The sequence below is a fragment of the Brevundimonas bacteroides DSM 4726 genome (assembly GCF_000701445.1).
Lineage (GTDB): Bacteria > Pseudomonadota > Alphaproteobacteria > Caulobacterales > Caulobacteraceae > Brevundimonas > Brevundimonas bacteroides.
This window is the reverse complement of record NZ_KL370782.1, coordinates 104,454-126,983: the sequence shown is the minus strand read 5'-3', so window position 1 is coordinate 126,983 and position 22,530 is coordinate 104,454. Positions and strand designations below refer to the sequence as shown.

25 protein-coding genes are annotated in these 22,530 nt (G+C 68.4%); 18 read left to right on the top strand and 7 right to left on the bottom strand.

Features of this window, described 5'->3' with window-relative positions:
- Position 1 precedes the first annotated feature (1 nt).
- The 3 genes from Q333_RS0115445 to Q333_RS0115435 are packed head-to-tail and all read right to left on the bottom strand — an operon-like array spanning position 2 to position 2,168.
- Positions 2 to 436 (bottom strand): SRPBCC domain-containing protein, encoded by a 435-nt coding sequence (locus tag Q333_RS0115445; protein WP_029418151.1) that lies wholly within the window; start codon positions 434 to 436, stop codon positions 2 to 4.
- Positions 437 to 493: 57 nt separating this feature from the next.
- Positions 494 to 1,783 (bottom strand): MFS transporter, encoded by a 1,290-nt coding sequence (locus tag Q333_RS0115440; RefSeq protein WP_051651380.1) that lies wholly within the window; start codon positions 1,781 to 1,783, stop codon positions 494 to 496.
- A 31-nt stretch (positions 1,784 to 1,814) separates the two neighbouring features.
- Positions 1,815 to 2,168 carry a hypothetical protein gene (locus Q333_RS0115435; RefSeq protein ID WP_035294564.1) on the bottom strand — a complete coding sequence of 118 codons (354 nt, stop codon included), beginning with the start codon at positions 2,166 to 2,168 and terminating at the stop codon, positions 1,815 to 1,817.
- Positions 2,169 to 2,266: 98 nt separating this feature from the next.
- On the opposite strand from Q333_RS0115435, the gene Q333_RS0115430 reads away from it, so the two are divergent.
- Positions 2,267 to 3,580 (top strand): amidohydrolase, encoded by a 1,314-nt coding sequence (locus tag Q333_RS0115430; RefSeq protein WP_029418148.1) that lies wholly within the window; start codon positions 2,267 to 2,269, stop codon positions 3,578 to 3,580.
- 7 nt (positions 3,581 to 3,587) lie between these two features.
- Here the strand turns inward: Q333_RS0115430 and Q333_RS0115425 are convergent, their stop codons facing one another.
- From Q333_RS0115425 to rplU, 3 genes are all read right to left on the bottom strand, one after another.
- Positions 3,588 to 4,121, bottom strand: a complete 534-nt coding sequence (locus Q333_RS0115425) for a GNAT family N-acetyltransferase (RefSeq protein ID WP_029418147.1) — start codon at positions 4,119 to 4,121, stop codon at positions 3,588 to 3,590.
- A 173-nt stretch (positions 4,122 to 4,294) separates the two neighbouring features.
- A complete protein-coding gene (rpmA, locus tag Q333_RS0115420; RefSeq protein ID WP_029418146.1) occupies positions 4,295 to 4,579 on the bottom strand; it encodes a 50S ribosomal protein L27 in 285 nt (94 codons plus the stop codon).
- A gap of 28 nt (positions 4,580 to 4,607) precedes the next feature.
- A complete protein-coding gene (gene rplU / locus Q333_RS0115415; RefSeq protein WP_029418145.1) occupies positions 4,608 to 5,111 on the bottom strand; it encodes a 50S ribosomal protein L21 in 504 nt (167 codons plus the stop codon).
- A gap of 156 nt (positions 5,112 to 5,267) precedes the next feature.
- On the opposite strand from rplU, the gene uvrC reads away from it, so the two are divergent.
- The 17 genes from uvrC (at position 5,268) to Q333_RS0115330 (ending at position 21,843) form a co-directional block, all read left to right on the top strand.
- Positions 5,268 to 7,172 (top strand): excinuclease ABC subunit UvrC, encoded by a 1,905-nt coding sequence (gene uvrC, locus Q333_RS0115410; protein ID WP_029418144.1) that lies wholly within the window; start codon positions 5,268 to 5,270, stop codon positions 7,170 to 7,172.
- A gap of 27 nt (positions 7,173 to 7,199) precedes the next feature.
- Positions 7,200 to 7,508 carry a YdeI/OmpD-associated family protein gene (locus Q333_RS0115405; protein WP_029418143.1) on the top strand — a complete coding sequence of 103 codons (309 nt, stop codon included), beginning with the start codon at positions 7,200 to 7,202 and terminating at the stop codon, positions 7,506 to 7,508.
- 60 nt (positions 7,509 to 7,568) lie between these two features.
- Positions 7,569 to 8,195, top strand: coding sequence for a carbonic anhydrase (locus Q333_RS0115400; protein ID WP_029418142.1), 627 nt, complete (start codon positions 7,569 to 7,571; stop codon positions 8,193 to 8,195).
- A gap of 63 nt (positions 8,196 to 8,258) precedes the next feature.
- Positions 8,259 to 8,897 carry a CDP-diacylglycerol--glycerol-3-phosphate 3-phosphatidyltransferase gene (gene pgsA, locus Q333_RS0115395; RefSeq protein WP_029418141.1) on the top strand — a complete coding sequence of 213 codons (639 nt, stop codon included), beginning with the start codon at positions 8,259 to 8,261 and terminating at the stop codon, positions 8,895 to 8,897.
- Between the two features lie 7 nt (positions 8,898 to 8,904).
- Positions 8,905 to 10,221 (top strand): SAM-dependent methyltransferase, encoded by a 1,317-nt coding sequence (locus Q333_RS0115390; RefSeq protein ID WP_029418140.1) that lies wholly within the window; start codon positions 8,905 to 8,907, stop codon positions 10,219 to 10,221.
- Positions 10,222 to 10,264: 43 nt separating this feature from the next.
- Positions 10,265 to 10,924 (top strand): hypothetical protein, encoded by a 660-nt coding sequence (locus Q333_RS0115385; RefSeq protein WP_029418139.1) that lies wholly within the window; start codon positions 10,265 to 10,267, stop codon positions 10,922 to 10,924.
- 9 nt (positions 10,925 to 10,933) lie between these two features.
- A complete protein-coding gene (locus tag Q333_RS0115380; protein ID WP_029418138.1) occupies positions 10,934 to 11,905 on the top strand; it encodes a cation diffusion facilitator family transporter in 972 nt (323 codons plus the stop codon).
- A 177-nt stretch (positions 11,906 to 12,082) separates the two neighbouring features.
- On the top strand, positions 12,083 to 13,069 hold the full coding sequence (coxB, locus tag Q333_RS0115375) for a cytochrome c oxidase subunit II (RefSeq protein WP_029418137.1): 987 nt from the start codon (positions 12,083 to 12,085) through the stop codon (positions 13,067 to 13,069).
- A 20-nt stretch (positions 13,070 to 13,089) separates the two neighbouring features.
- Complete coding sequence (gene ctaD / locus Q333_RS0115370; RefSeq protein WP_029418136.1) at positions 13,090 to 14,769, top strand: cytochrome c oxidase subunit I; 1,680 nt, start codon at positions 13,090 to 13,092, stop codon at positions 14,767 to 14,769.
- A 160-nt stretch (positions 14,770 to 14,929) separates the two neighbouring features.
- Positions 14,930 to 15,895, top strand: a complete 966-nt coding sequence (cyoE, locus tag Q333_RS0115365; RefSeq protein WP_029418135.1) for a heme o synthase — start codon at positions 14,930 to 14,932, stop codon at positions 15,893 to 15,895.
- Positions 15,895 to 16,074, top strand: coding sequence for a hypothetical protein (locus Q333_RS0115360; protein ID WP_029418134.1), 180 nt, complete (start codon positions 15,895 to 15,897; stop codon positions 16,072 to 16,074). Before cyoE ends, Q333_RS0115360 begins: the two co-directional genes overlap by 1 nt.
- Positions 16,074 to 16,637: a cytochrome c oxidase assembly protein gene (locus tag Q333_RS0115355; protein ID WP_029418133.1), complete on the top strand. Its 564-nt coding sequence runs from the start codon at positions 16,074 to 16,076 to the stop codon at positions 16,635 to 16,637. Before Q333_RS0115360 ends, Q333_RS0115355 begins: the two co-directional genes overlap by 1 nt.
- Before the next feature lie 53 nt (positions 16,638 to 16,690).
- The gene (locus Q333_RS0115350) at positions 16,691 to 17,563 is read left to right on the top strand and encodes a cytochrome c oxidase subunit 3 (protein ID WP_029418132.1); all 873 of its coding nucleotides are present in this window, start codon (positions 16,691 to 16,693) and stop codon (positions 17,561 to 17,563) included.
- The gene (locus tag Q333_RS0115345) at positions 17,556 to 18,272 is read left to right on the top strand and encodes an SURF1 family protein (RefSeq protein ID WP_029418131.1); all 717 of its coding nucleotides are present in this window, start codon (positions 17,556 to 17,558) and stop codon (positions 18,270 to 18,272) included. Before Q333_RS0115350 ends, Q333_RS0115345 begins: the two co-directional genes overlap by 8 nt.
- A 50-nt stretch (positions 18,273 to 18,322) precedes the next feature.
- On the top strand, positions 18,323 to 19,531 hold the full coding sequence (locus Q333_RS0115340) for a M16 family metallopeptidase (protein WP_051651389.1): 1,209 nt from the start codon (positions 18,323 to 18,325) through the stop codon (positions 19,529 to 19,531).
- Between the two features lie 41 nt (positions 19,532 to 19,572).
- Complete coding sequence (locus tag Q333_RS0115335; RefSeq protein ID WP_029418129.1) at positions 19,573 to 20,160, top strand: GNAT family N-acetyltransferase; 588 nt, start codon at positions 19,573 to 19,575, stop codon at positions 20,158 to 20,160.
- Between the two features lie 3 nt (positions 20,161 to 20,163).
- Positions 20,164 to 21,843, top strand: a complete 1,680-nt coding sequence (locus Q333_RS0115330; RefSeq protein WP_029418128.1) for a putative bifunctional diguanylate cyclase/phosphodiesterase — start codon at positions 20,164 to 20,166, stop codon at positions 21,841 to 21,843.
- Here Q333_RS0115330 and Q333_RS0115325 read toward each other — a convergent pair.
- Positions 21,840 to 22,409 carry a YqgE/AlgH family protein gene (locus Q333_RS0115325; protein WP_029418127.1) on the bottom strand — a complete coding sequence of 190 codons (570 nt, stop codon included), beginning with the start codon at positions 22,407 to 22,409 and terminating at the stop codon, positions 21,840 to 21,842. The two genes, Q333_RS0115330 and Q333_RS0115325, sit on opposite strands and share 4 nt — an antisense overlap.
- Positions 22,410 to 22,530: the final 121 nt, after the last annotated feature.

Genomic DNA, 22,530 nt, shown 5'->3' with positions numbered 1-22,530 from the left:
TTCAGCCCGCTTCGGCGTACATCTTCAGGCCCTCGTTCACGGCTTCGCAGGCGGTGCGCAGTTTCGGCCGATGCTTGTCGTGGAAGCCCTCGGCCCGGAAGCCGGAGAAAACGAAGCCGTTGGAGACGATGCAGCTCTGAGGCTGCAACTGTTCGATCTCGAAGTAGCGGGTGACGTTGAACAGGAAGCCGCGCTTTTCAGCGAGGATCAGCTGTCGCTCAGGCGTCCACTCGACAATGCCGAGCGTGGTGCGGCGCTCGCCCAGTTCCGGCAGGGTCTCGGTCAGAGTCAGGCTGCCGCCAAAGCCGATACGCCCCTCGACGCTGGTCTCGATCGGGTTCCACCGGTCCCAGTCCGACAGGTCGGCGATCAGCGCCCAGATGCGCTCAGCGCTGGTCTGGATGCCGATCCGCTTTTCGATCTTGAAAGGGTTCATGGGGGGCGATGTCGCAAGCAAGGGCGCCGGACGCAAGCGCGGGCGTTCGTCGCGTCTCTAGCGGTTGCCTTCGGGGCCGGGCTGGGACGCCGGCGGGGTCTCGGGCGCGGGCGTATCGATCAGGTCCGGGTGCGGGTCGCGGCGTAGCGTCGGGCTGAGCAGCGCCATCGCCGTGGCGAACGCCAGGAGGACCGCGTTCGCGCCGAATGGCGCGGCCTCGCCCAGACCATAGAGCGCCACCCCCGCGACCGGCGGCACGAGAAAGCTGAGGCCCGCCAGCGACATCATGAGGCCGGCGACGGCCCCCTGCTCGCCGGGACCGACGGCGAGCGATGAGCCGGCCGTGAAGCCGGGGCGGGCAAAGCCAACGCCCATCGACACGACGGCATAGCCGACCACGACGCCGAAATAGCCCGGTGCCACCATGCTGAGCAGATTGCCCGCCAGAGCCAGCCCGGCCCCCCAGCGCATCAGGGCCAGGGGCTGCATCTTCAGGAGCGGGATCAGGCCCCACTGCACCATCAGGGTGGCGGCTGCCCCCGCGAACATGGCGACGCCGATGAAGGCTTGGGCCTGGGCGGCGGGCAGGCCGGTCTCGGCCATCTCGTCGATGATGTGAAAGCCCAGGACGGCGATGTTCACGGCCTGGGCGCTGGTGACCAGAAGCCCGTAGAGCAGGAAGTCGCGCACGCGCGGGTCGCGCCACAATCCCTTGCCCGCATTGTCCTTTCGGGCGGTCGGCTGGCGCACCACGTCGCCCGACGGCAGGCGCTTCCACACGACGACCAGCACGACGAGCCCGATCAAGGCGAAGGCATACATCGGTCCCGCCAACCCGACGATCGGCAGGACGAGGAAGGGCGACAGGACCGGCCCGATCACCGTGCCCAGCCCCTGCGCCGAGGCCAGCAACGACATGGCCTGGGTGCGCTCTTCCGGGCTCGTGCGGTCGGCGACATAGGCCTGCGACGCGATCGGCGCCGCCGAGCCCAGCACGCCATAGACGGTGCGCGCGATGGCCATCAGGACGAAGGCGGTGATCGGGGCCAGCCACCCTTCGAGGCCGAAGGTGGCCCCCAGACCGAACCCGGCCATCGACACGACGAAACCCGTCAGGCCAATCAGGATGACGTTCTTGCGTCCGGCCCGATCCGACAGCCGCGCCCAGAACGGCGAGGCCACCGTCCACATCAGGGCCGAAATGGCGAAGGCGGCGGCGACCAGGGTGTCGGCCAGTCCGAACGTTCGCCCGATGTTAGGCAGCACCGACTGCAGGCCCATGTTCCCCGCGGCCGCGATCAGGCTGACGACGAACAGGATCACAAAGGCGGGCGAGGTGGGGGACATGGCCTGCCTTACCCCAATCCTGCTCCGGGGGTCAGTCCTCGCCGACCACCGTCAGGGTCGGCTTCAATCGTCGCCCGTCATCCAGCCCCAGCCGCGCCTTGACCTCAAACAGGTCGGCGCCGGCCGGCACGATCAGCAGCTGCTTGGGTTCGGCGGCGTTGACGGCGACCACGGCGTTCTTTGGACAGATGTCGAAACAGCCCGTCTGGATCACGGCCAGTTCGGCCTTCCTGCCCTTGCCGTCGCCGGGCCGGAGATACTTCTTCAGCGCCTTCTTCAGCGACTTGTCGCCGTCGGGGCCGAAACCGCCGTCCAGCTTCTTCTGGCACTTCTTGCAGACGAGGACGACGTCCTTCCACTTGGTCTTCGTCGTCTTGATGGCCATGAGCGACAGATCGGCTGCGTCGAGCCGCTTCGCAAGCCGCTTGCGCGGACGCAGGCGCTCTGGCCATCATCGCGCCGAGCATTCCAGGGGCCGCCTTCATGATCCGCACCGCCACCCTCGCCGCCCTTCTGACGCTGGCGGCCGCGCCCGCCCTTGCCCAGGTCAGCGCCGCCGAGGTTCGCACGGCCGCCGACGCCGTCAACGCCGACGTCGTCGCCTGGCGCCGCCACCTGCACCAGAACCCCGAACTCGGGCTGGCCGAGGTGCAGACCGCGGCCTTCGTCGCGGAACGCCTGCGCGGCTTCGGCTTCGATGAGGTGCGCGAGGGCGTGGGGCGGACTGGCGTCGTCGGCATCTTGCGCGGGACGGGTCAGGGACCGCAGCGGGTCGTGGCCCTGCGCGCCGACATGGACGCCCTGCCGGTGCAGGAGGCGACAGGCCTGCCTTTCGCCTCGACGGCCACCGGGACCTATCAAGGGGCCACCGTGCCCGTCGCCCACGCCTGCGGCCACGACGCCCACGTCGCCATGCTGCTGGGAGCCGCCGAGGTGCTGAGCGGGATGAAGGACCGGTTCTCCGGCACCATCGTCTTCCTGTTTCAGCCCGCCGAGGAGGGCGTACCGCCGGGCGAGCCGATGGGCGGGGCGCGGCTGATGATCGAGGCCGGCGCGCTGGAGAACCCCGAGGTCGAGGCCATCTTCGGCCTGCATGTCGTGCCGGGGCGGCCGGGGACGATCTTCTATCGGCCGCAGGGCTTCATGGCGGCGTCGGATCGCGTCGACATCACCCTGACCGGGCGTCAGACCCACGGGGCCTGGCCCTGGCGGGGCATCGACGTCATCGCCGTGGCCGCCAATGTGATCCAGACCGTCAACACCCTGACGGCGCGGACGGTGGATCCCACGACGACGCCGACCGTCTTCACCATCGCCACGGTGGACGCGGGCGTCCGCTACAACATCATTCCGGACACGGCGACGATGTCGGGCACGCTTCGCACCTTCGATCGTGCCCAGCGTCAGGCGCTGGTGGATCGGGCCGAGGCCGCCATCGACAACATCGCCGAGGCCTATGGCGCGACAGCGGCATTCTCGATCCGCGAGAACGCGGCGCTGGTGTTCAACAATGAGGCCTTGTCGGGCTGGTTGGCGCCGGTTCTGGAGGAGGCGGCCGGCGAGGGCAACGTCAATCCGGCCACCCCGCCGACCACGGTGGCGGAGGACTTCTCCTACTTCCAGAACGAGGTCACGGGCGTCTTCTATCACCTGGGCGGAACGGCCGACGGCGTCGATCCGGCCAACGCCGCGCCGAACCACTCACCGCAGTTCGACGTCAATGAGGATGTGCTGGTCGTGGGCGTGCGCGCCCATGTGCTGAGCGCGCTACGGTTCCTGGAGAGCGGCGGAGCCTGACGGGCGGTCAGGCCAGCCAGACCATCATGCGGGTGTCGACCGGCTCGCCGCGCGCCTTGCTGAAGCGCTTGCGCGTTTCGCCGGTGTAGAGGAAGCCCGCCTTCTCCAGCACGCGGCCCGAGGCCGGATTGTCGGCGAAGTGGCCCGACATCATGGCCTGGCGCTTCCACCGCTTGCTGGCCCAGACCAGGGCTCCTTCCAGCGCCTCGGTGGCGAAGCCCCGGCCCCAGAAAGGTCGGCCGATCCAGTACCCGGCCTCGGGCGCGACATCGGCGTCCTCGAACATGCCGATGACGCCGACCGGGCCCTGATCCTCGTGCTCGATCAGGAAGGTCGCGGCCTTGTTCGGGTCCTGCGCGGCCACGGCGATGACGAAGTCCTCCGCGTCGCCCTGGCCGAACGGATGGGGCATGCGGCAGGTCATGCGCGCGATGTCGGGATCGTTGGCCAGCCGCGCGATCGCGGGGATGTCCTGGGGTCCGGGCGCGCGCAGCAGGAGCCGCCGCGTCTCCACGACCGGAGAGGTTTCAATGACGCACATGGGCGGCCTCGCCTGATGATGTGTCCGCCTCCTTGGGGAGGGCTCGGGCGGACTTCGAGGCGGGGAACGCAAACGGGGAGCCTGGTGATCCAGACTCCCCGCGGAATATTTCCCTTGGTCCGGATCGGCTGCTTTCTGGAGGAGAGCAACGCGATCCGAAGGCCGGTTTCGCGTTACTCGGCGGCGAGCGCCTGCTGGTCGTCGTTCGCCGGAATGATCGATACGTAACAGCGGCCGCCACGTTTGGTCTGGAACTGGACCGCGCCGGTCGCCGTGGCGAACAGGGTGTGGTCGCGGCCGAGGCCGACGTTGGTGCCCGGGTGGAACTTGGTGCCGCGCTGACGCACGAGGATGTTGCCGGCCAGCACGCGCTCGCCGCCGAACTTCTTCACGCCGAGGCGCTTGGACTCGGAGTCGCGACCGTTGCGCGACGAACCGCCGGATTTCTTGTGTGCCATGGGAGGTGTCCCTCTACGTCTTAGCTACTTAGGCTTCGTCGGACGAAGCGGCGGTTTCGGTCTTGGCGGCGGCCTTCTTGGCCGGAGCCTTCTTGGCGGCGGGCTTCGGAGCCTCTTCGGCCGGAGCGGCTTCCACGCGGGGAGCCAGGCCACGGGCGCGGGCATTGATCTCGGCCTTGGTCAGCAGTTCGACCTTGCCGTCCCACTTGGCCTTCTCGCCGGCGCCTTCGATGCCGGTGATGCGCAGGACCGATTCCATTTGGCGGTGACCGCGCGTGCGGCGATAGCCCTGGCGGCGGATCTTCTTGAAGATCTTCACCTTCTCGCCCTTGCGGGTCTCGATCAGTGTCGCGGCGACGGTGGCGCCGTCGATCAGCGGGGCGCCGACGGTGACGCCCTTGTCGCCGCCCAGCATCAGGACTTCGCCGAAGTTCACGGCCGCGCCGGCCTCGCCGTCGAGCTTCTCGACCACGATGGTGTCGCCCGGTTGAACCCGGTACTGCTTGCCGCCGGTTTTGATCACCGCGTACATGTTGAGGCCTCGGCTTAACGCGAAAAAGAATGCGCCCGCCGGAGGACCCCCCGCGGGCGAAGAGCGGCGACATAGACAAGTGCCGCACCCGAGTCAACGCAAATGGCCCGAAATCCGGGCCGTGACGCGGCTTGCGGCGCGCCTATATTGCCCCTGATGCCTTCCGACACGCCCGCTCTCGACGCGCCCTCCGCCCTCGTCGCCGCCGACCTGATCCGCGACGAGGCCCGGCGCGCGCCCGACAAGCCTGGCGTCTATCGCATGTACGGCGAGGACGGCGCCTGCCTCTATGTCGGCAAGGCGAGGTCGCTGAAGAAGCGCATCCTGCAGTATGCGCAAGGGCGGTTCCACACCCAGCGCATCGGCCTGATGGTGTCCCTGACCCGGTCGATGGAGCTGGTCGTGACAGCCTCGGAGACCGAGGCCCTGCTGCTGGAATCCAACTTCATCAAGAAGCTGAAGCCGCGCTTCAACGTGGTGCTCAGGGACGACAAGTCCTTCGCCGAGCTGATGATCCGCAAGGACCACCGCGCGCCCCAGGTCAGGAAGCACCGGGGCGCGCACACGACGCCGGGGGACTACTTCGGACCGTTCGCCTCGACCTGGGCGGTCAACCGGACCCTGACGACGCTGCAGAAGGCCTTCCTGCTGCGATCCTGCTCGGACAGCGTCTACGAGACCCGCACCCGGCCCTGCATGCTGCACCAGATCAAGCGCTGTTCGGCGCCCTGCACAGGCCTGATCTCGCTGGAAGACTACGGCGATCTGGTCGAGGAGGCGTCCCTGTTCCTGCGCGGCAAGTCGCGCGCGGTCATCAGCCGACTGTCGCAGGAGATGACCGAGGCGGCCGAGCGCATGGATTTCGAACAGGCGGCGCGGGTCCGCGACCGCATCCGCGCGCTCTCGGCCATCGCCATGGAGAACAGCGTCAACGCCGACGGCGTGGCCGAGGCCGACGTCTTCGCGCTCCACAGCGAGGGCGGCCAGGCCTGCGTCCAGGTGTTCTTCTATCGCGGTGGCCAGAACTGGGGCGGGCGGGCCTATTTCCCGCGCGTGGACAAGTCCGACACCGATCCGGAGATCCTGTCGGCCTTCCTCGGCCAGTTCTATGAGGACAAGCCGGTCCCGCGCCTGATCCTGTTGAACGTGGCGCCCTTCGAAAAGGAGTTGCTGGAGGAGGCCTTCTCCATGAAGGCCAAGCAGGCCGACGGCCGCCGGGTCGTCTCGATCGAGCGGCCGATGCGGGGCGACCGCAAGGGGCTGGTCGACCACGCCCTGACCAATGCGCGCGAGGCGCTGGGCCGGAAACTGGCCGAAAGCTCGGCGCAGTCGAAGATCCTGGACGAGGTCTGCGAGGCCTTCGGGCTGGAGAGCCGGCCCGAGCGTATCGAGGTCTACGACAACGCCCACATCCAGGGCTCTAACGCCGTGGGCGGGATGATCGTGGCGGGGCCCGAGGGCTTCCAGAAGTCGCAGTACCGCAAGTTCAACATCAAGGGGACCGACCTGACCCCCGGCGACGACTACGGCATGATGCGCGAGGTCATGCGCCGCCGCTTCTCCCGCCTGGTCAAGGACGAGGAGGAGGGGACCGAGGAAGTCGTGCGGCCCGACCTGCTGCTGATCGACGGCGGCGCGGGCCAGCTGGCCGAGGTCCAGGCCGTGCTGGCGGACCTCGGGCTGGAAGACATCACGGCCGTCGGGGTAGCGAAGGGGCCGGACCGCGACGCCGGGCTTGAGCGGTTCTTCGTGCCCGGCAAGCCGCCCTTCATGCTGCCGCTGAAGGCGCCGGCGCTCTATTACATCCAACGGCTGAGGGACGAGGCCCACCGCTTCGCCAATGGGGCGCACGCCAAACGCCGGGCTATGGACATCAAGAAGAACCCGCTGGACGAGATCGAGGGAGTCGGGCCGGGCAGGAAGCGCGCCCTGCTGCACGCCTTCGGCTCGGCCAAGGGGGTGTCGCGCGCCTCGGTCGTCGATCTGGTCAAGGTCGAGGGGGTGAACCAGGCGCTGGCGGAACGGATTTACGGCTTCTTCCACCCGCAAACGGGGCGATAAGGTCCTGCGGAAGTCGGAGCCTTGACGATGAGCGTCTTTTCCCAGGGCACAGCGCATGAGGCAGGCGGCGACCTGCGCGCCGCCATCGAAGCCGATGCGGAAACGCACGCCCTGTGGGAGTCCCTGACCCCGCTCGGCCGCAACGAGTTCATCTGCTGGGTCGAGGACGCCAAACAGCCAAGGACCCGCGAGCGTCGCATCGTCCGCACGTTGGAGGAGATGCGCGAGGGCAAGAAGCGCCCCTGCTGCTGGGCCGGCTGCATCCACCGCACCGACAAAGCGCCGAGCGCATGGCAGCAGGCGGTGCTTATTGATCCAAAGGTCCGCCGTCCGTAGCCACAGTCCACGCGAGCCATCTGCGGCTCAGCCTTTACCGATTACCTTGCATCGAGTCCCATGCCCCAACATTCCCAAGCAGCCCTCCTCGCCGGATATCGTCGCTTCCGGGAAGACCACTGGCCCGAGGCCCGGGCCCAATACGAAGCGCTCGCGGTCGACGGCCAGAAGCCCCACACCCTGGTCGTGGCCTGCTCGGACAGTCGCGCCGATCCGGCCCTGATCTTCGACACCGCGCCGGGACAGCTGTTCGTGGTGCGCAACGTCGCCAATCTGGTCCCGCCATATCAGCCCGATGGTCAACTGCACGGCGTCTCGGCGGCGCTGGAGTTCGGGGTCAAGGTGCTTGGCGTACGCCGCATCCTGGTCATGGGTCACGCCCAGTGCGGCGGGGTCAACGCCATGGTCCACGGCGCGCCGGCGAACTGTCAGGACTTCGTAGCGCCATGGGTGGCGCAGGGCGCGCCCATTGTGCGGCGCGTCGCAGAGGCCTGCGCGCCAGAGGAGGTCGAACAGATGACGGAGGAGGCGGTGGTTCGCCTGTCTTTGGCGAACCTGCGCACCTTTCCCTGGATCGCCGAGCGCGAGGCTGCCGGAACCCTGGCCCTCAGCGGCGTTCATTTCGGTATCGCCGACGGCGTGCTGAGAGTGCTGACCGAGAACCCGCGATTCGAAGCGCTGGACTGATCCTGCGTTCGCTTCGCGCCGCAAAGCATGGCATCTCCCGTCCTGATCGTCCTGAAGGCTCCCATGTCACACGCTGCCCGCCACAATCCCATCCCCAACATCCTGACCGGGCTGCGACTGATCGCGGGCGTGGTGATGTTCCTGATCCTGGCCGGCGCGACGGGGGGCGTGCCCATCCTGTCGTCCTATCTGAGCCCCGAGGATCAGTTCGGCCTGTATCGCGCGGCCTTCTACATCTTCGTCGTGGCCGCCTCGACGGACTGGGTCGACGGCTATCTGGCCCGGCGCTGGAACGCGACGTCGCGGTGGGGGGCGATCCTGGATCCGATCGCCGACAAGATCCTGGTCACCGGGGCCATCCTGGGCGTGCTGACGTCCGGCAGCGTGCCCCAGATCGCCATTCCCTGCGGCCTGATCCTGTTCCGGGAGTTCGCGGTTTCGGCGCTGCGCGAGACCGTGGCCGGGCGGGTGACGCTGGAGGTCACGACGCTGGCCAAGTGGAAGACCACCGTTCAGCTGGTGGCGCTGGGCGCCCAGCTGTTCGCGCGAAACTGGGACGGCTTTGGACTGGAGTTCGACTACCTGCCTTGGTTCCAGCTGTTCGCCGACACCCTGATCTGGTTCGCCGCCATCGCCACGGTCTGGACTGGCTGGCAGTATTTCGACACCGCGCGCCGCTCGCTGGCCGAACCGCAAGACTGAGCCCGCAATGACGCAAGACCGCCGGGTCCAGGCCGCGCGCCGGATCGCCTCGCATGTGGCCGAGCATCTCCAGGCCGACCTGTCGCTGCAGCTCTGGACCGGCGAGGTCCTGCCGCTGGGGCCGAACGCGCGCGACGATATTCGCATCGTCCTGACCGATCCGGGCGCGGTGCGGCGGCTGATCCTCAAGCCCAGCCTGATGACGCTGTTCGAGCTCTATGGCGCGGGTGACGTTCGCATCGAGGGCGGCAGTCCTCTGGAGGCGGCGGAACGCTGGGACCACGGCCGTGCCGTCCACCTGCCGCGCCGGGTCGACAAGGGTCTGATCGCGCGCGAGCTGCTGCCCTTCCTCATGGGCAGCCGGACGCGCGGCGTCGGCGACGCCGCCTATGACGTCGAGGGCATGGCCGGCCAGCGCCAGGACAAGGCCGCCCGCAGGGACAAGGATTTCATCTCCTTTCACTACGACGTCGGCAACGACTTCTACGGCCTCTTCCTCGATCCGGAGATGGTCTATTCCAGCGCCTACTACGCCGACGCTGCGACCTCTCTGGAGGAGGCCCAGACCCGCAAGCTGGACCTGATCTGTCGCAAGTTGCGCCTCAAGCCCGGCCAGCAGTTGCTCGACGTCGGCTGCGGCTGGGGCGGACTGTCGTGCTGGGCCGCTCGGCACTACGGCGTCACCGTCCACGGCGTGACCTTGTCGGAGGAACAACTCGCCTTCGCCCGGGCCAAGGTCGAGCGGCTGGGCCTCTCGGACAGGATCACGCTGGAGCTGCGCGACTACCGCGACCTGGACCTGTCGGATCACTTCGACGCCATCAGCCAGGTCGAGATGTTCGAGCACGTCGGCTTCGCCAACCACGACCGGCATTTCCTGGAGATGAAGCGCCTGCTCAAACCGGGCGGCCTTTACTTCCACCAGGCCTCGGTGCGGCGCGGCGGCAGCGATCCGGCCAACATCGCGCCCCAGACCCATGCGACGCGGGCCATCAGCCGCTTCATCTTCCCGGGCGGGGAGCTGGACACCATCGGCATGACGGTGACGAACCTCGGCCGGCTGGGTTTCGAGGTGCTGGACGTCGAAGACCTGCGCGAACACTTCCAGCGCACCACGGCGGAGTGGTCGCGACGCCTTATGGCCCGGCGAGACGAAGCAGTGGCGATGGTCGGAGAGGAACGCACCCGGCTATGGCTGATCTTCTTCGCCATGTGCGCCAAGGGCTTCGAGCGGGGGTCTATCCTCGTCTACCAGACGGTCGCCCAGCGCCGCCGCGCGGGACCCAGCGGCCTACCGCTGGACCGGCGCAGCCTCTACGCCTGAAAACTTCTCGACCGTTATAAAGTAACACGCTATAGGGTCGGCAATGTCGCCGTCCGACCTTGAACAGCCGGTCCTGCTCTCGCTCGTCGGGGGCGGGTTCGCCGCCGCCTTCCTGCACGCGGCCCTGCCGACGCACTGGCTGCCGTTCGTGCTGGTCGGGCGAGCCCAGCGGTGGAGCCTGACGCGCAACATGGCGGCGGTGACGGCGGCGGGGCTGGCCCATGTGGCCTCGACCGTCTTCGTCGGCAGCCTGATCGTGGCGGCGGGACTGGTGCTGGACACTGTGATCGACGGTCTTCTGCCCTGGTTGTCGGCGGGGCTGCTGTTCGCGTTCGGCGGCTTCTACCTGATCCGGGCGATGGTGCGCAGGCCGGTTACGGCCGGTGGCCCCGGCATGGACCTGGCCGAGCCGACGGTGTCGCACGCCGCCGCCTTCTGGGGCCTGGTCGGAATCATGGCCCTGTCGCCGGGCGAGGTGCTGCTGCCGATCTACATGTCTGCGGCGGGCGAGGGGGCGGCGGTGCTGGCGCTGCTGACGCTCGCCTTCGCGCTCGGCACAGTTCTGGGCATGGCCGTCTTCACCCTGCTGGCTCGCGCCGGGGCCTCGATCCTGCGGCTGGAGCGGTGGGCGCGGTACGAGGGCGCGGTGCTGGGCGTCGCCCTGATCGCGATCGGCCTTCTTATCGTGACGCACCAGCACTAGGCTGGGGTAATGTCGGGCGGACACGCACACGCGGACCACGCGCACCACGACCATGATCACCACGATCATGGCCACGACCACGCGCACCACGGCCATCACCACGGGCATGGCCACAGCCACGGCCCGGTCGACACCGGCGACTGGCGCTATGGTGTGGGTCTGGTCGTCAATCTGGCCTTCGTCATCTGCGAGGCGATCGCGGGCGTGATCTCAGGATCGACGGCCCTGCTGGCCGATGCGGGGCACAACCTGTCGGACGTTCTGGGGCTCGCCATGGCCGGCGGGGCGGCGGTGCTGGCCCGACGCGCGGCAGGGCCCAGCCGCACCTATGGCTTCGGCAAGGCGACGGTGCTGGCGGCCCTGGCCAACGCCATCCTGCTGATCTTCGCCTGCGGGGCCATCACCTTCGAGGCCATCCGACGCATCGCCGAGCCGGCGCCGGTCGAGTCCGGCCTCATCATGGCCGTGGCCGGGATCGGCTTCGTCATCAATCTCGGCACCGCGTTCCTGTTCATGAAGGACCACCACGACCTGAACGCCCGGGGCGCCTATCTGCACATGATGGCCGACGCCGGGGTCTCACTGGGCGTCGTCGTCTCGGGCGGGCTGATCCTCTTGACCGGGTGGAGCGTCATCGATCCTGCGGTCAGCCTGATCATCGTGGCGGTGATCCTGCTCGGCACCTGGGGCCTGTTCCGGGAATCGCTGAACCTCGCGCTCGACGCTGCCCCGGCTTCGGTGAATGTGGGGGCGGTCAAGAAGGCGTTGGCCGATATTCCCGGCGTGACGGCTGTCCACGATCTCCACGTCTGGGGACTGTCGACGACGAAGACCGCTTTGACGGCCCATCTGGTGCACGAGCGGGGCGATCCCAAGGCCCTGCTGGCGGAGGCGCAAAGCTTGGCCAAGACTCGCTTCGGCATCGCCCACACGACGTTTCAGCTCGAGACAGACGTCCTGCCCGACTGCCCGGATTGCTGACGCAAGGTCAGTCTGCGCCTGCGCCAAATCGCCGGTGCGGCGTCCAATCGCTTGGCAAGCGGGGGGCGGGGCGATAAGGACCGGCTCAAATCGTCGATCCCTGTCGTTTCGGGGGCGACGCCGGGTCCGCGCTTCCCCGCCTGATCCGGTTCGTTGAGCAGGATGAGGAACAATCGCATGCGTCTGGGCAAGCGCGCCCTGAACGGGGTCACGGGCGGTATCGCCACGGCCTCGCTCGCCGCCTTCTTCGCCGCGCCCGCCTGGGCGCAGGACCTGATGGGTCAGCCCACGCCGGGCGGCATCGGGCTCCAGCCCGCCGCTTCGCCGCTGAAGCATCAGGCGCACTTCTTCCATGACGCCATCCTGATGCCGATCATCGTCGGCATCTCGCTTCTGGTGCTCGGCCTGCTGATCTGGGTCGTGGTCCGCTACAACGCCAAGGCCAACCCGACCCCGGCCAAGTGGAGCCACAACACCCTGGTCGAGATCGTCTGGACGGTCCTGCCGGTGATGATCCTGGTCGGCATCTCCCTGTTCTCGTTCCGCCTGCTGTTCGCCTATCACGACATGCCGACGCCGGACCTGACGGTGAAGGCCACGGGCAACCAGTGGAACTGGGCCTATGAGTACCCGGACCAGGGCGTGGCCGAATACATCTCCAACATGCTGCCGGAAGCCGAGGCCCAGGCCCAGGGCGTGCCCTATCGACTGGCCGTGGACGAGCCGATCGTCGTGCCGGTCGGCCAGACCGTCCGTGTTCTGGTCACCGCTTCGGACGTGATCCACGCCTTCGCCCTGCCGGCCTTCGGCCTGAAGACCGACGCCATCCCGGGCCGGGTGAACGAGACCTGGTTCCGCGCCGAGCGCGAAGGCGTCTTCTATGGCCAATGTTCGGAGCTGTGCGGTGTCGACCACGCCTTCATGCCGATCCAGATCAATGTGGTGTCGGAAGCCGAGTTCGCCGCCTGGGTCGCCTCCAAGGGCGGCTCCATGACCCCGGCCTCGGCCGAGGCCGCTCCGGGCGGTACCGCCGCACAGGCCGCCGCCGGCACGACGGGCGCTCCGACCGCGGCCCCGGCCGCCGCCGACGCGGCCCAGCCCGCCGTCGCCGAAGCCCCGAACCCCGCCGCTCCGGCCGCTCCCGCCGCCGCGCCCGCGCAGTAATCGTCAGACCGAAATCGATCATGGCCACCGATATCACCGCCGACACCCACGTTTCGCCCGGGCATGACGCCCATGCGGAGCACGATCACAAGCCGGGCTTCTTCACCCGCTGGTTCCTGTCCACCAACCACAAGGACATCGGGACGCTGTATCTGATCTTCGCCATCATGGCGGGCATCGTCGGCGGCATCCTGTCGGGCTTCATCCGTCTGGAACTGGCCGAGCCGGGCATCCAGTGGTTCGTCCCGGGCGGCCTGATCGAGCAGTTGGGCATCGTCGAGGCGTCCAAGCACGGCTACAACGTCACCGTCACGGCCCATGCCCTGATCATGATCTTCTTCATGGTCATGCCGGCGATGATCGGCGGCTTCGGCAACTGGTTCGTGCCGATCATGATCGGCGCGCCGGACATGGCCTTCCCGCGCATGAACAACGTCTCGTTCTGGCTGCTGGTCTCGGCCTGGGTGCTTCTGTGCCTGTCGCTGTTTGTGGACGGTGGACCGGGTCGCGGCTTCGGCGGCGGCTGGACCATCTATCCGCCGCTCTCGACCAGCGGCCACACCGGTCCGGCCATGGACCTGGCGATCTTCTCGCTGCACGTCGCGGGCGCCTCGTCGATCCTGGGCGCGATCAACTTCATCACCACCATCTTCAACATGCGCGCCCCGGGCATGACGCTGCACCGGATGCCGCTGTTCGCCTGGTCGGTGCTCGTCACCGCCTTCCTGCTCCTGCTGTCGCTGCCGGTTCTGGCCGGCGCCATCACCATGCTGCTGACGGACCGCAACTTCGGCACGTCCTTCTTCGACCCGGCCGGCGGCGGCGATCCGGTGATGTTCCAGCACCTGTTCTGGTTCTTCGGTCACCCGGAGGTCTACATCCTGATCCTCCCGGGCTTCGGCATCATCAGCCACATCGTCTCGACCTTCTCCAAGAAGCCGGTGTTCGGCTACCTGGCGATGGCCTACGCCATGGTCGCCATCGGCTTCGTCGGCTTCATCGTGTGGGCGCACCACATGTACACCGTCGGCATGAGCGTGAACCTGCGCGCCTACTTCATCGCCGCGACCATGATCATCGCGGTGCCGACGGGCGTGAAGATCTTCAGCTGGATCGCCACCATGTGGGGCGGATCGCTCAGCTTCAAGACGCCCATGCTGTGGGCGATCGGCTTCATCTTCCTGTTCACCGTCGGGGGCGTGACCGGCGTTGTGCTGTCCAACGCGGGCATCGATTACAGCCTGCACGACACCTACTACGTCGTGGCGCACTTCCACTATGTGCTGTCGCTGGGCGCGGTCTTCGCCATCTTCGCGGGCTTCTACTACTGGTTCGAGAAGATGTTCGGCGTGAAGTACAACGAGTTCCTGGGCGCGCTGCACTTCTGGATCATGTTCGTCGGCGTGAACGTGATCTTCTTCCCTCAGCACTTCCTGGGTCTGCAGGGCATGCCGCGCCGCTACATCGACTACCCCGAGGCCTACACCCTGTGGAACCAGGTCTCGTCGTGGGGCTACGCCATCACGGCGGTCGGCGTGGTCGTGTTCCTGATCGTCCTGATCGAGGCGGCCGTGCGTCGTCGCGCCGGCGTCGCCAACCCCTGGGGCGAGGGCGCCACGACCTTGGAATGGACCCTGTCCAGCCCGCCGCCGCATCACCAGTTCAACGAACTGCCGGTGGTCAAGGCCGACAGCCACTAAGAGGACCGCAATCCTCACCCGCTCAGCGGGGGAGGGGGACCGGCCGAAGGCTGGTGGAGGGGGCGGACACGCACACCGTGTCTGGAGCCGCCCCCTCCACCGCTTCGCGGTCCCCCTCCCCCGTTTCGCTTTGCTCACGGGGGAGGATTAGAAGGACGACATGACCTCACCCGCCGCCCCCGCCCTGTCGACGGCCCAGCCGGAGGATTTCTTCCAGCTGCTGAAGCCGCGCGTCATGTCGCTGGTGATCTTCACGGCGGCGACGGGGCTGGTCGTGGCCGGGGCCGACATCAATCCGCTGGTCGGCGCCATCGCTATCCTGTGCATCGCGGTCGGCGCGGGCGCGGCCGGAGCCCTCAACATGGCGCTGGAGCATGAGACCGACGCCCTGATGCGGCGCACGCGCGGGCGGCCGGTGGCGGCAGGTCGTCTCCGCCGGAACGATGCTCTCGCCTTCGGGATCGTCCTGTCGGTGTTCTCGGTCATGCTGCTGGGCATGAACACCAACTGGCTGGCGGGCGGGCTGCTGCTCCTCACCATTGCCTACTACGCGGTCTTCTACACCCTGATGCTGAAGCGGCGGACGCCTCAGAACATCGTGATCGGCGGAGCCGCGGGCGCCTTTCCGCCGGTGATCGGCTGGGCAGCGGCGACGGGCGAGGCGCCGTGGCAGGCGTGGCTGCTCTTCCTCATCATCTTCCTGTGGACCCCGCCGCACAGCTGGGCGTTGGCGCTCTATTCGACCGGCGACTACGCCAAGGCGGGCATTCCGATGATGCCCGTGGCGCGCGGAGCCAAGTCCACCCGCCTGCAGATCCTGCTCTATTCGCTGGTGTTCGTCCCCGTGGCGATCGCGCCCGGCCTGACGGGGCTGGGCGGCCCGATCTATCTGGCCGTCTCGGTCGCCGGGGGCCTGCTGTTCCTGGCGCTGGCGTTCCGGCTCTGGCGTTCCCGCGCGGGCGATCAGCCCGACAAGGCCGAGGCCGTGGGGCGAGAGGCCGCATTGTATGACGTGCGCGCCGAGGCCAAACCGGCGCGCAATCTTTTCGCCTTTTCGATCCTGTATCTGATGGCCCTGTTCGCCGCCCTGCTGGTCGAACGTTTCGCGCCGTTCGGAGCCGCCTGATGTCCACCTTCCTGACCCCCGAACAGCTCAAGGCCCGCAACCGCCGCAGCCTGTGGATCGCGCTGGGCCTCGTCGGCTTCATCGTGCTGATCTTCCTGACGACCTTCCTGCGCATGCAGTCGAACCTGGCAGAGCGAAAGGCACTGAACGCCGCCGCGGCGGCGGAGGCCGCGCGCTGATGGGCGAAGAGCGCAAGTCCCGCTGGTCCACTCGCGCCGTGGCGCTCGCCTGCGCGGGCGTCGTCCTGACCATGACCGGCGCGGCCTTCGCGGCCGTGCCGCTCTATCAGCTGTTCTGCCAGGTCACCGGCTTCGGCGGCACGACCATGCGGGCCGACAAGCCCTCCGACGTCGTCCTCGACCGCACCATCAAGGTGCGCTTCGACACCAACGTCCGCAACCTGCCCATGACCTTCAAGGCCGAGCAGGTCACCCAGACCGTCCGCATCGGCGAGACGGGCCTGGCCTATTTCGACGTCACCAACACCTCGAACCAGCCGATCGCGGCGCGCGCCAGCTACAACGTCGTCCCTGAGCAGACCGGCCAGTATTTCCAGAAGCTGCAGTGCTTCTGCTTCGACGATCAGACGATCGCGCCCGGCCAGACCATCCAATTCCCAGTGCAGTACTATGTCGATCCGCTCATCGCCGAGAACGCGGAGACTGACGGTGTCGAGGAGATCACGCTCAGCTACACCTTCTATCCCTCTTCGGAAGACGCTCCGGCCTCTGGCGCGGGCTGAAACCCGACGCTATAGCCTGCCGCAAACCTCCTATCGCCTGACCCGGACACGACATGGCCCACGCCGCTCCGCATCACGACTACCACCTGGTCGACCCCAGCCCCTATCCGCTGCTCTGCTCCATCACCGTCACCGTGATGATGGTCGGCGCCGTGGCCTGGATGAAGGGGCTGTTCGGTCTGCCGGAAGGCACCTCGTGGCTGTTCTTCGCGGGTCTGGCCGGCACGCTGTACGGTATGGGCGCCTGGTGGTGGGACGTGATCCGCGAGGGCCAGAAGGGCGACCACACGCCCGTTGTGTCGATCGGACTGCGCTACGGCATGACGCTGTTCATCGCGTCGGAGATCATGTTCTTCGCCGCCTTCTTCTGGATGTTCTTCGAGATGGCCCTCTTCAACGAGGCGCGCACGAACATCCCCGAGATCTCCAGCTGGGCCGAGACCGCCGCCGCCTGGTCGACCTGGCCGCCGCGCGGCGTCGAGACGCTGGACGCCTGGCAGCTGCCGCTGCTGAACACCGTCATCCTGCTGCTGTCGGGCACGACGGTGACCTGGGCCCACCACGCGCTTCAGGTCGGCGACCGCAACGGCGCCCGTCTGGGCCTGATCATCACGGTCGCGCTGGGCATCCTGTTCACCGGCGTGCAGGCCTATGAGTACCAGCACATCATCCACGAGAATCTGTTCTTCAACGACGAAGCGGCGGGCTCGGGGCTGTATGGTTCCATCTTCTTCATGGCCACCGGCTTCCACGGCTTCCACGTTCTGGTAGGCACCATCTTCCTGGCCGTCTGCCTGCTGCGCCTGCTGGCCGGTCAACTGCGCCCGGAGAAGCACTTCGGCTTCGAGGCGGCGGCCTGGTATTGGCACTTCGTGGACGTGGTCTGGCTGTTCCTTTTCGCCTTCGTCTACGTCACCTTTGGCTGATCCCGAACGCAGGCCGGGGTTCCCCTGGCTGCTGACGATCCTGCTGATCCCGGCGCTCGGCCTGCTCATCGGGCTGGGCGTCTGGCAGACCCAGCGCCTGGCCTGGAAGACCGATGTCATCGCCCGCGCCGAGGCAGCGGCCGCCCAGCCGCCGGCGCTCCTGGCCGACGTCCTCGCCGCGCCCGATCCTGAGTTCCGCAAGGCGCTCGTCCTCTGCCGGGGCCTGCCCACCGCCCCCTATGTCGAGCTCGTCTCCATCCAGGACGGCCAGCCGGGCGTCCGCCTGATCTCGGCCTGCGCGCCCGAGGGGCTCGATCAGACCTTCCTCGTCGACCGGGGCTTCGTGGCCGAGACCATTTCCGCGCGCCCGCCGATCCAGCCGTCCACCCTGCCGCTCAGCCTGACGGTGGAGCTGCGCCGCACGCCGCCGCCGGGCGCCATGACCCCCGCGCCGGAAGGGACCCGCTTCTACGGTCGGGACAACGCCGCGATGGCCCGGGCGCTCGGCGCCACAACCCCGCCGTCGGAGTTCACCCTGTTCGCCCTCGTCAGCCCCAATCCGGAGTGGGAGGCCTTGGTCGCCTCCGCGCCTCCGGCCGTCTTCTCCAACAATCATCTCGGCTATGCGATCACCTGGTTCGGCCTCGCGCTCGCGCTGGCCGGCGTCTACGTCGCCATGCTGATCCGCCGCCTCCGGGGCCGCGCGTGAACCCCCGTCTGCACACCCTTTCCAACGGCGTTCGCGTCGTCTGCGACCCCATGCCGGGCCTGCGAACGCTCGCCCTGACCGTAGCCGTCAAGGGCGGGGCGCGGTGGGAGCCGGAGGACCGCTCGGGCTGGTCGCACCTGCTGGAGCACCTCGTCTTCAAGGGCGCGGGCGCGATGGGCGCGCGCGACATCGTCGAACGCATCGAGGCCGAGGGCGGATCGATCAACGCCGCCACCGGCTATGAGCGCACCAGCTTCGACGTCCGGGCGCTGGACGGCTCCCTGTCGCTCGCCCTGCAGGTCGTGTCCGACCTCGTCTTCCGCCCCACGCTCGACCCCGCAGAGATCGAACGCGAGAAGGACGTCGTCGCCCAGGAGATCGCCGAGGCCTTCGACACGCCCGACGACCACGTGTTCGAAATGGCCCAGACCCAGGCCTTCGCCGGCCAGCCCCTGGGTCGGCCCATTCTGGGCTCGGTCGAGAGCCTGTCCTCCGCCGACCGGGCGACGATGCAGGCGTGGCGCGCCCGGCTCTATTCGCCCGACCGCATGACCGTGGCCGTCTCCGGCGCCGTGGACGAGGACGAGCTGCTGGCGCTCGCCGAACGCTTCTTCGGCGACGCCGTCCCGGCTTCAGCCGACGCCCCCGCGCCCGCCGCCTTCACGGGCGGACAGGCCAGCCTCTCGCGCCGAATCGAACAGGCCAACCTCGTTTTCGAACTGCCCGGTGTTTCGGCGTCCGATCCCGCCGCTCCGGCGATGCGGGTGTTCAGCGAAATCCTGGGCGGAGGCATGGCCAGCCGGTTGTTCCAGACGGCGCGCGAGGAACGCGGTCTGGCCTACGCCATCGACGCCTGGCACGACCCTTACGACGACGCGGGCATCCTCGGCGTCTACGCCGGCGCCGCCGCCGACCGAGCCGTGGAACTGGCCGAGTTGACCGCCGACCAGATCCGCGATCTGGCCGACCACGGTCCGACCGACGCGGAGCTGTCGCGCGCCAAGGCCGTGCTCAAGGCCGGCCTGTGGATGTCGGACGAGAGCCCGGCCAGCCGCGCCGGCCGCATGGCCGCCCAGACCCTGATGTTCGACCGGCCGATCCCGTCGGAGGAGACCGCCGCCCGCATCGACGCCGTCACCGCCGAGGCCGTGGCAGAGGCGGGCCGCCGCACGATCCAGAGCGGCCACGCCGCCACCGCCGTGCTCGGGCCTAAGACCGCCGCCCCGGCCGGCCCGGCCTTCGCGGCTCGCCTTGCCTGAGATGTCTCCCCAAGACCGGTAGAACGGACTAGGCTTCCCCCATGGCCCTGCTGGACTGGATGACGGATGCGACCGGTCCCGTGGTGGAGGGGGGCGCCGTCATGCTGCGGCCGCCCCGATCCGGCGATTTCGAGGCCTGGGCCGACCTGCGCCACCTGTCCCGCGAGTATCTTCGCCCTTGGGAGCCCACCTGGCCGGACGACGACCTGACCCGCGCGGCCTTTCGTCGACGGCTCGGGCTCTATGCGCGGGAGATGGATCAGGGCCACGCCTGGCCCTTCTTCGTGTTCGACCCGAAGGGGCGGACGCTCTACGGCGCCATCACCCTGTCCAACGTCCGGCGGGGCGTCGCCGAGACGGGCACCCTCGGCTACTGGATCGGCGAGCCTTTTGCCGGAAGAGGCCTGGCGACGGCGGCGGTTCGGACGATGGCGGGCTTCGCCTTCCGGTCGGCGCGGCTGCATCGGCTGGAGGCGGCCTGCATTCCGACCAATCTCGCCTCGCGGCGGGTGCTGGAGAAGGCCGGGTTCCGCAAGGAGGGCGAGGCGCGGGCTTATCTCAAAATTAACGGCGCATGGGCAGATCATCTCCTGTTCGGCCTGGTGTCGGACGAGTTCAGCGCGCCCTGAAGGATGTCCCGCGACGTGACCCCGCGATCCCGCAGCCTGACCTGGGACGCGACCACGGCGATCGAGGCCCTGGCCGCCGCCGAAAGCGCGCTGTGGATTTGGACGCCCGCCGAGGATTCCCTGCGCCTGACCGGGGCGACGCGACCGCTGGGTCTGGGTCCGCTCGCGCCCGAATGCTCCGGCGCCGCCTTCATCGCCCTGGCCCTGCCGCAGGACCGGGCCTTGGCCGAGCGCATCCTGAAGCCCGCCGAGGAAGGCACCGAGGTCGTGGTGCGTCTGCGCATGCGGGCGGGCGAGACCTGCCTGTGGCGCGGCGTCTGGCTGGAAGATGGGCTCCGCGCCGCCGGCATGGTGGCGCTCGACACCAAGATCGCCGGCGTGGACAAGGACGCCCTGACCGGCCTGCTGGACCGCAAGAGCTTCCTCGCCCGCGTCGGCGAGACCCTGACCACGCCGGGCGACTACGAGATGGTCGTGGCCGACGTCGATCGGCTGCGCCGGCTGAACGAGGCGCTGGGGCACGAGCGGACCGACATGGTCATCTCGGCGCTGGGCTCGCGCATGGCGGCGGCCTTCTCGGACGGGGCGCATCCCGCCCGAATCGGCGAGGACGAGTTTGCCGCGATCGTGCCGCGCGGATTCGGGCAGGCTACCGATCGCCTCCGCGACGCGCTGGAGCAGCCGCTCCGGGTCGCGGGCTTCGACATCTATCCGACCGTTTCGATCGGGTCGCTCGCCTGCGAAGGGGGCCCGGACGCCGCCGATCCGGCCGAGCTTCTGCGGCGCGTCGAACTGGCCGTGGGATCGGCCAAGAAGCTGGGGCGTGGCGGAACCGCCGCCTATGGCCGATCGCTGGAGAGCGATAGCCTGAGCCGTCTGGCGCTGGAGGCCGATCTCAGGAACGCCTTCGTGCGCGGCGAGATCGAGCCCTTTTTCCAGCCGATCGTGAACCTGCACACTGGTGCCGTGGCGGGTTTCGAGGCACTGGCGCGCTGGCGTCATCCCAGGCGGGGCATGGTGGCGCCGGACGAGTTCCTGGGCCTGACCGATGAAATGGGCCTGATGAACGATCTGGGCCTGATGATGATGACCCAGTCGGCGCGGCAGCTGGCCGAGTGGCTGCATCGGCACCCGACGGCGGGCAAGCTGTTCTGCAGCGTCAACCTGTCGGTCGGGGAGATCGAGCGGCCGAACCTGGTCGAGGACGTGGCGCGGGTCATCGCCGAAACGGGACTGCCCAAGGGTGCGCTCAAGCTGGAAGTGACCGAAGGCGACATCATGCGGGATACGGCGACCGCCGCCGTGATCCTGCAGAAGCTCAAGGATGCCGGAGCCTCTCTGGCGCTCGACGACTTCGGAACCGGGTTCTCTTCGCTGTCCTATCTGGCGCGGCTGCCGTTCGATACGCTGAAGATCGACCGCTACTTCGTGCTGACGATGGACAAGGACGAGGGCTCGGCGAAGATCGTGAAGTCGGTCGTCAACCTCGGCCGCGACCTGTCGCTGGAAGTCGTGGCCGAGGGGGTGGAGAACGCCAGCCTCGCGCGTCTGCTTCTGGATCAGCAATGCCACTATGGCCAAGGCTTCGGCTATGCGCCTGCCTTGCCGGCCCAAGAGGCCGAGGTCTATCTGAACGAAAGCCTTTCCGATGGCGTGGCGCCGCTCAAGGCGCGGTCGGGCTAGGCCCGCCCCGTCTGGGCCGACAGCATGGCGGCGTCGACGCCGAGGGTGGCCAGAGCCCGCGCCCACTTGGTCTCGAAATCGGTGTCGAACAGCAGGTCCAGATCCGGCTCGGCGACGAGCCAGACGTTGTCGGCCAGTTCCTCCTCCAACTGACCGTCGCCCCAGCCGGCGTAGCCCAGCGCCAGAACCGAACGGCGCGGCCCCATGACGGGACGGGTCATGGCCGCCAGCGCCTCACGCGTGCCGGTCATGGCCAGGCCTTCGCCGAAGCCCACCGAGCTGTCCTCGATCATCCAGTCGTCGGTGTGCAACACGAAGCCGCGTTCCTTCTCGACCGGCCCGCCGACGAGAACGGGGCGACCGGAGGCCGTGACGGCGCCCGGCGTATCCAGCTTCTCCAGCACCGACTTCAGGTCGACGCCCGGCGCGGGCCGGTCGATCCTCAGGCCCATCGCATGGTCGGGGCCGTGGGCGCAGACGATGATCACCGCGTGCTCGAAACGCGGATCGCCGATGCCCGGCATGGCGACCAGCAGACGACCGGCGAGGGAGGAGAACTCGGTCATGATCCGATGATCGGGGCGGGCGACCCCGAGCGCAAGGGCCGATGGCGTCGCGGGCGGGCTTGGCCCGGACGCGGCCGGGGACTATCAGTCCGCTCGAACGCGATGTCCGCGTGATCCCAGA

Excerpts from the sequence above, each read along its gene's own strand:
- Q333_RS0115445 (WP_029418151.1), bottom strand. The coding sequence starts at position 436 with ATGAACCCTTTCAAGATCGAAAAGCGGATCGGCATCCAGACCAGCGCT.
- Q333_RS0115440 (WP_051651380.1), bottom strand. The coding sequence starts at position 1,783 with ATGTCCCCCACCTCGCCCGCCTTTGTGATCCTGTTCGTCGTCAGCCTG.
- Q333_RS0115435 (WP_035294564.1), bottom strand. The coding sequence starts at position 2,168 with ATGGCCATCAAGACGACGAAGACCAAGTGGAAGGACGTCGTCCTCGTC.
- Q333_RS0115430 (WP_029418148.1), top strand. The coding sequence starts at position 2,267 with ATGATCCGCACCGCCACCCTCGCCGCCCTTCTGACGCTGGCGGCCGCG.
- Q333_RS0115425 (WP_029418147.1), bottom strand. The coding sequence starts at position 4,121 with ATGTGCGTCATTGAAACCTCTCCGGTCGTGGAGACGCGGCGGCTCCTG.
- rpmA (WP_029418146.1), bottom strand. The coding sequence starts at position 4,579 with ATGGCACACAAGAAATCCGGCGGTTCGTCGCGCAACGGTCGCGACTCC.
- rplU (WP_029418145.1), bottom strand. The coding sequence starts at position 5,111 with ATGTACGCGGTGATCAAAACCGGCGGCAAGCAGTACCGGGTTCAACCG.
- uvrC (WP_029418144.1), top strand. The coding sequence starts at position 5,268 with ATGCCTTCCGACACGCCCGCTCTCGACGCGCCCTCCGCCCTCGTCGCC.
- Q333_RS0115405 (WP_029418143.1), top strand. The coding sequence starts at position 7,200 with ATGAGCGTCTTTTCCCAGGGCACAGCGCATGAGGCAGGCGGCGACCTG.
- Q333_RS0115400 (WP_029418142.1), top strand. The coding sequence starts at position 7,569 with ATGCCCCAACATTCCCAAGCAGCCCTCCTCGCCGGATATCGTCGCTTC.
- pgsA (WP_029418141.1), top strand. The coding sequence starts at position 8,259 with ATGTCACACGCTGCCCGCCACAATCCCATCCCCAACATCCTGACCGGG.
- Q333_RS0115390 (WP_029418140.1), top strand. The coding sequence starts at position 8,905 with ATGACGCAAGACCGCCGGGTCCAGGCCGCGCGCCGGATCGCCTCGCAT.
- Q333_RS0115385 (WP_029418139.1), top strand. The coding sequence starts at position 10,265 with ATGTCGCCGTCCGACCTTGAACAGCCGGTCCTGCTCTCGCTCGTCGGG.
- Q333_RS0115380 (WP_029418138.1), top strand. The coding sequence starts at position 10,934 with ATGTCGGGCGGACACGCACACGCGGACCACGCGCACCACGACCATGAT.
- coxB (WP_029418137.1), top strand. The coding sequence starts at position 12,083 with ATGCGTCTGGGCAAGCGCGCCCTGAACGGGGTCACGGGCGGTATCGCC.
- ctaD (WP_029418136.1), top strand. The coding sequence starts at position 13,090 with ATGGCCACCGATATCACCGCCGACACCCACGTTTCGCCCGGGCATGAC.
- cyoE (WP_029418135.1), top strand. The coding sequence starts at position 14,930 with ATGACCTCACCCGCCGCCCCCGCCCTGTCGACGGCCCAGCCGGAGGAT.
- Q333_RS0115360 (WP_029418134.1), top strand. The coding sequence starts at position 15,895 with ATGTCCACCTTCCTGACCCCCGAACAGCTCAAGGCCCGCAACCGCCGC.
- Q333_RS0115355 (WP_029418133.1), top strand. The coding sequence starts at position 16,074 with ATGGGCGAAGAGCGCAAGTCCCGCTGGTCCACTCGCGCCGTGGCGCTC.
- Q333_RS0115350 (WP_029418132.1), top strand. The coding sequence starts at position 16,691 with ATGGCCCACGCCGCTCCGCATCACGACTACCACCTGGTCGACCCCAGC.
- Q333_RS0115340 (WP_051651389.1), top strand. The coding sequence starts at position 18,323 with ATGCCGGGCCTGCGAACGCTCGCCCTGACCGTAGCCGTCAAGGGCGGG.
- Q333_RS0115335 (WP_029418129.1), top strand. The coding sequence starts at position 19,573 with ATGGCCCTGCTGGACTGGATGACGGATGCGACCGGTCCCGTGGTGGAG.
- Q333_RS0115330 (WP_029418128.1), top strand. The coding sequence starts at position 20,164 with ATGTCCCGCGACGTGACCCCGCGATCCCGCAGCCTGACCTGGGACGCG.
- Q333_RS0115325 (WP_029418127.1), bottom strand. The coding sequence starts at position 22,409 with ATGACCGAGTTCTCCTCCCTCGCCGGTCGTCTGCTGGTCGCCATGCCG.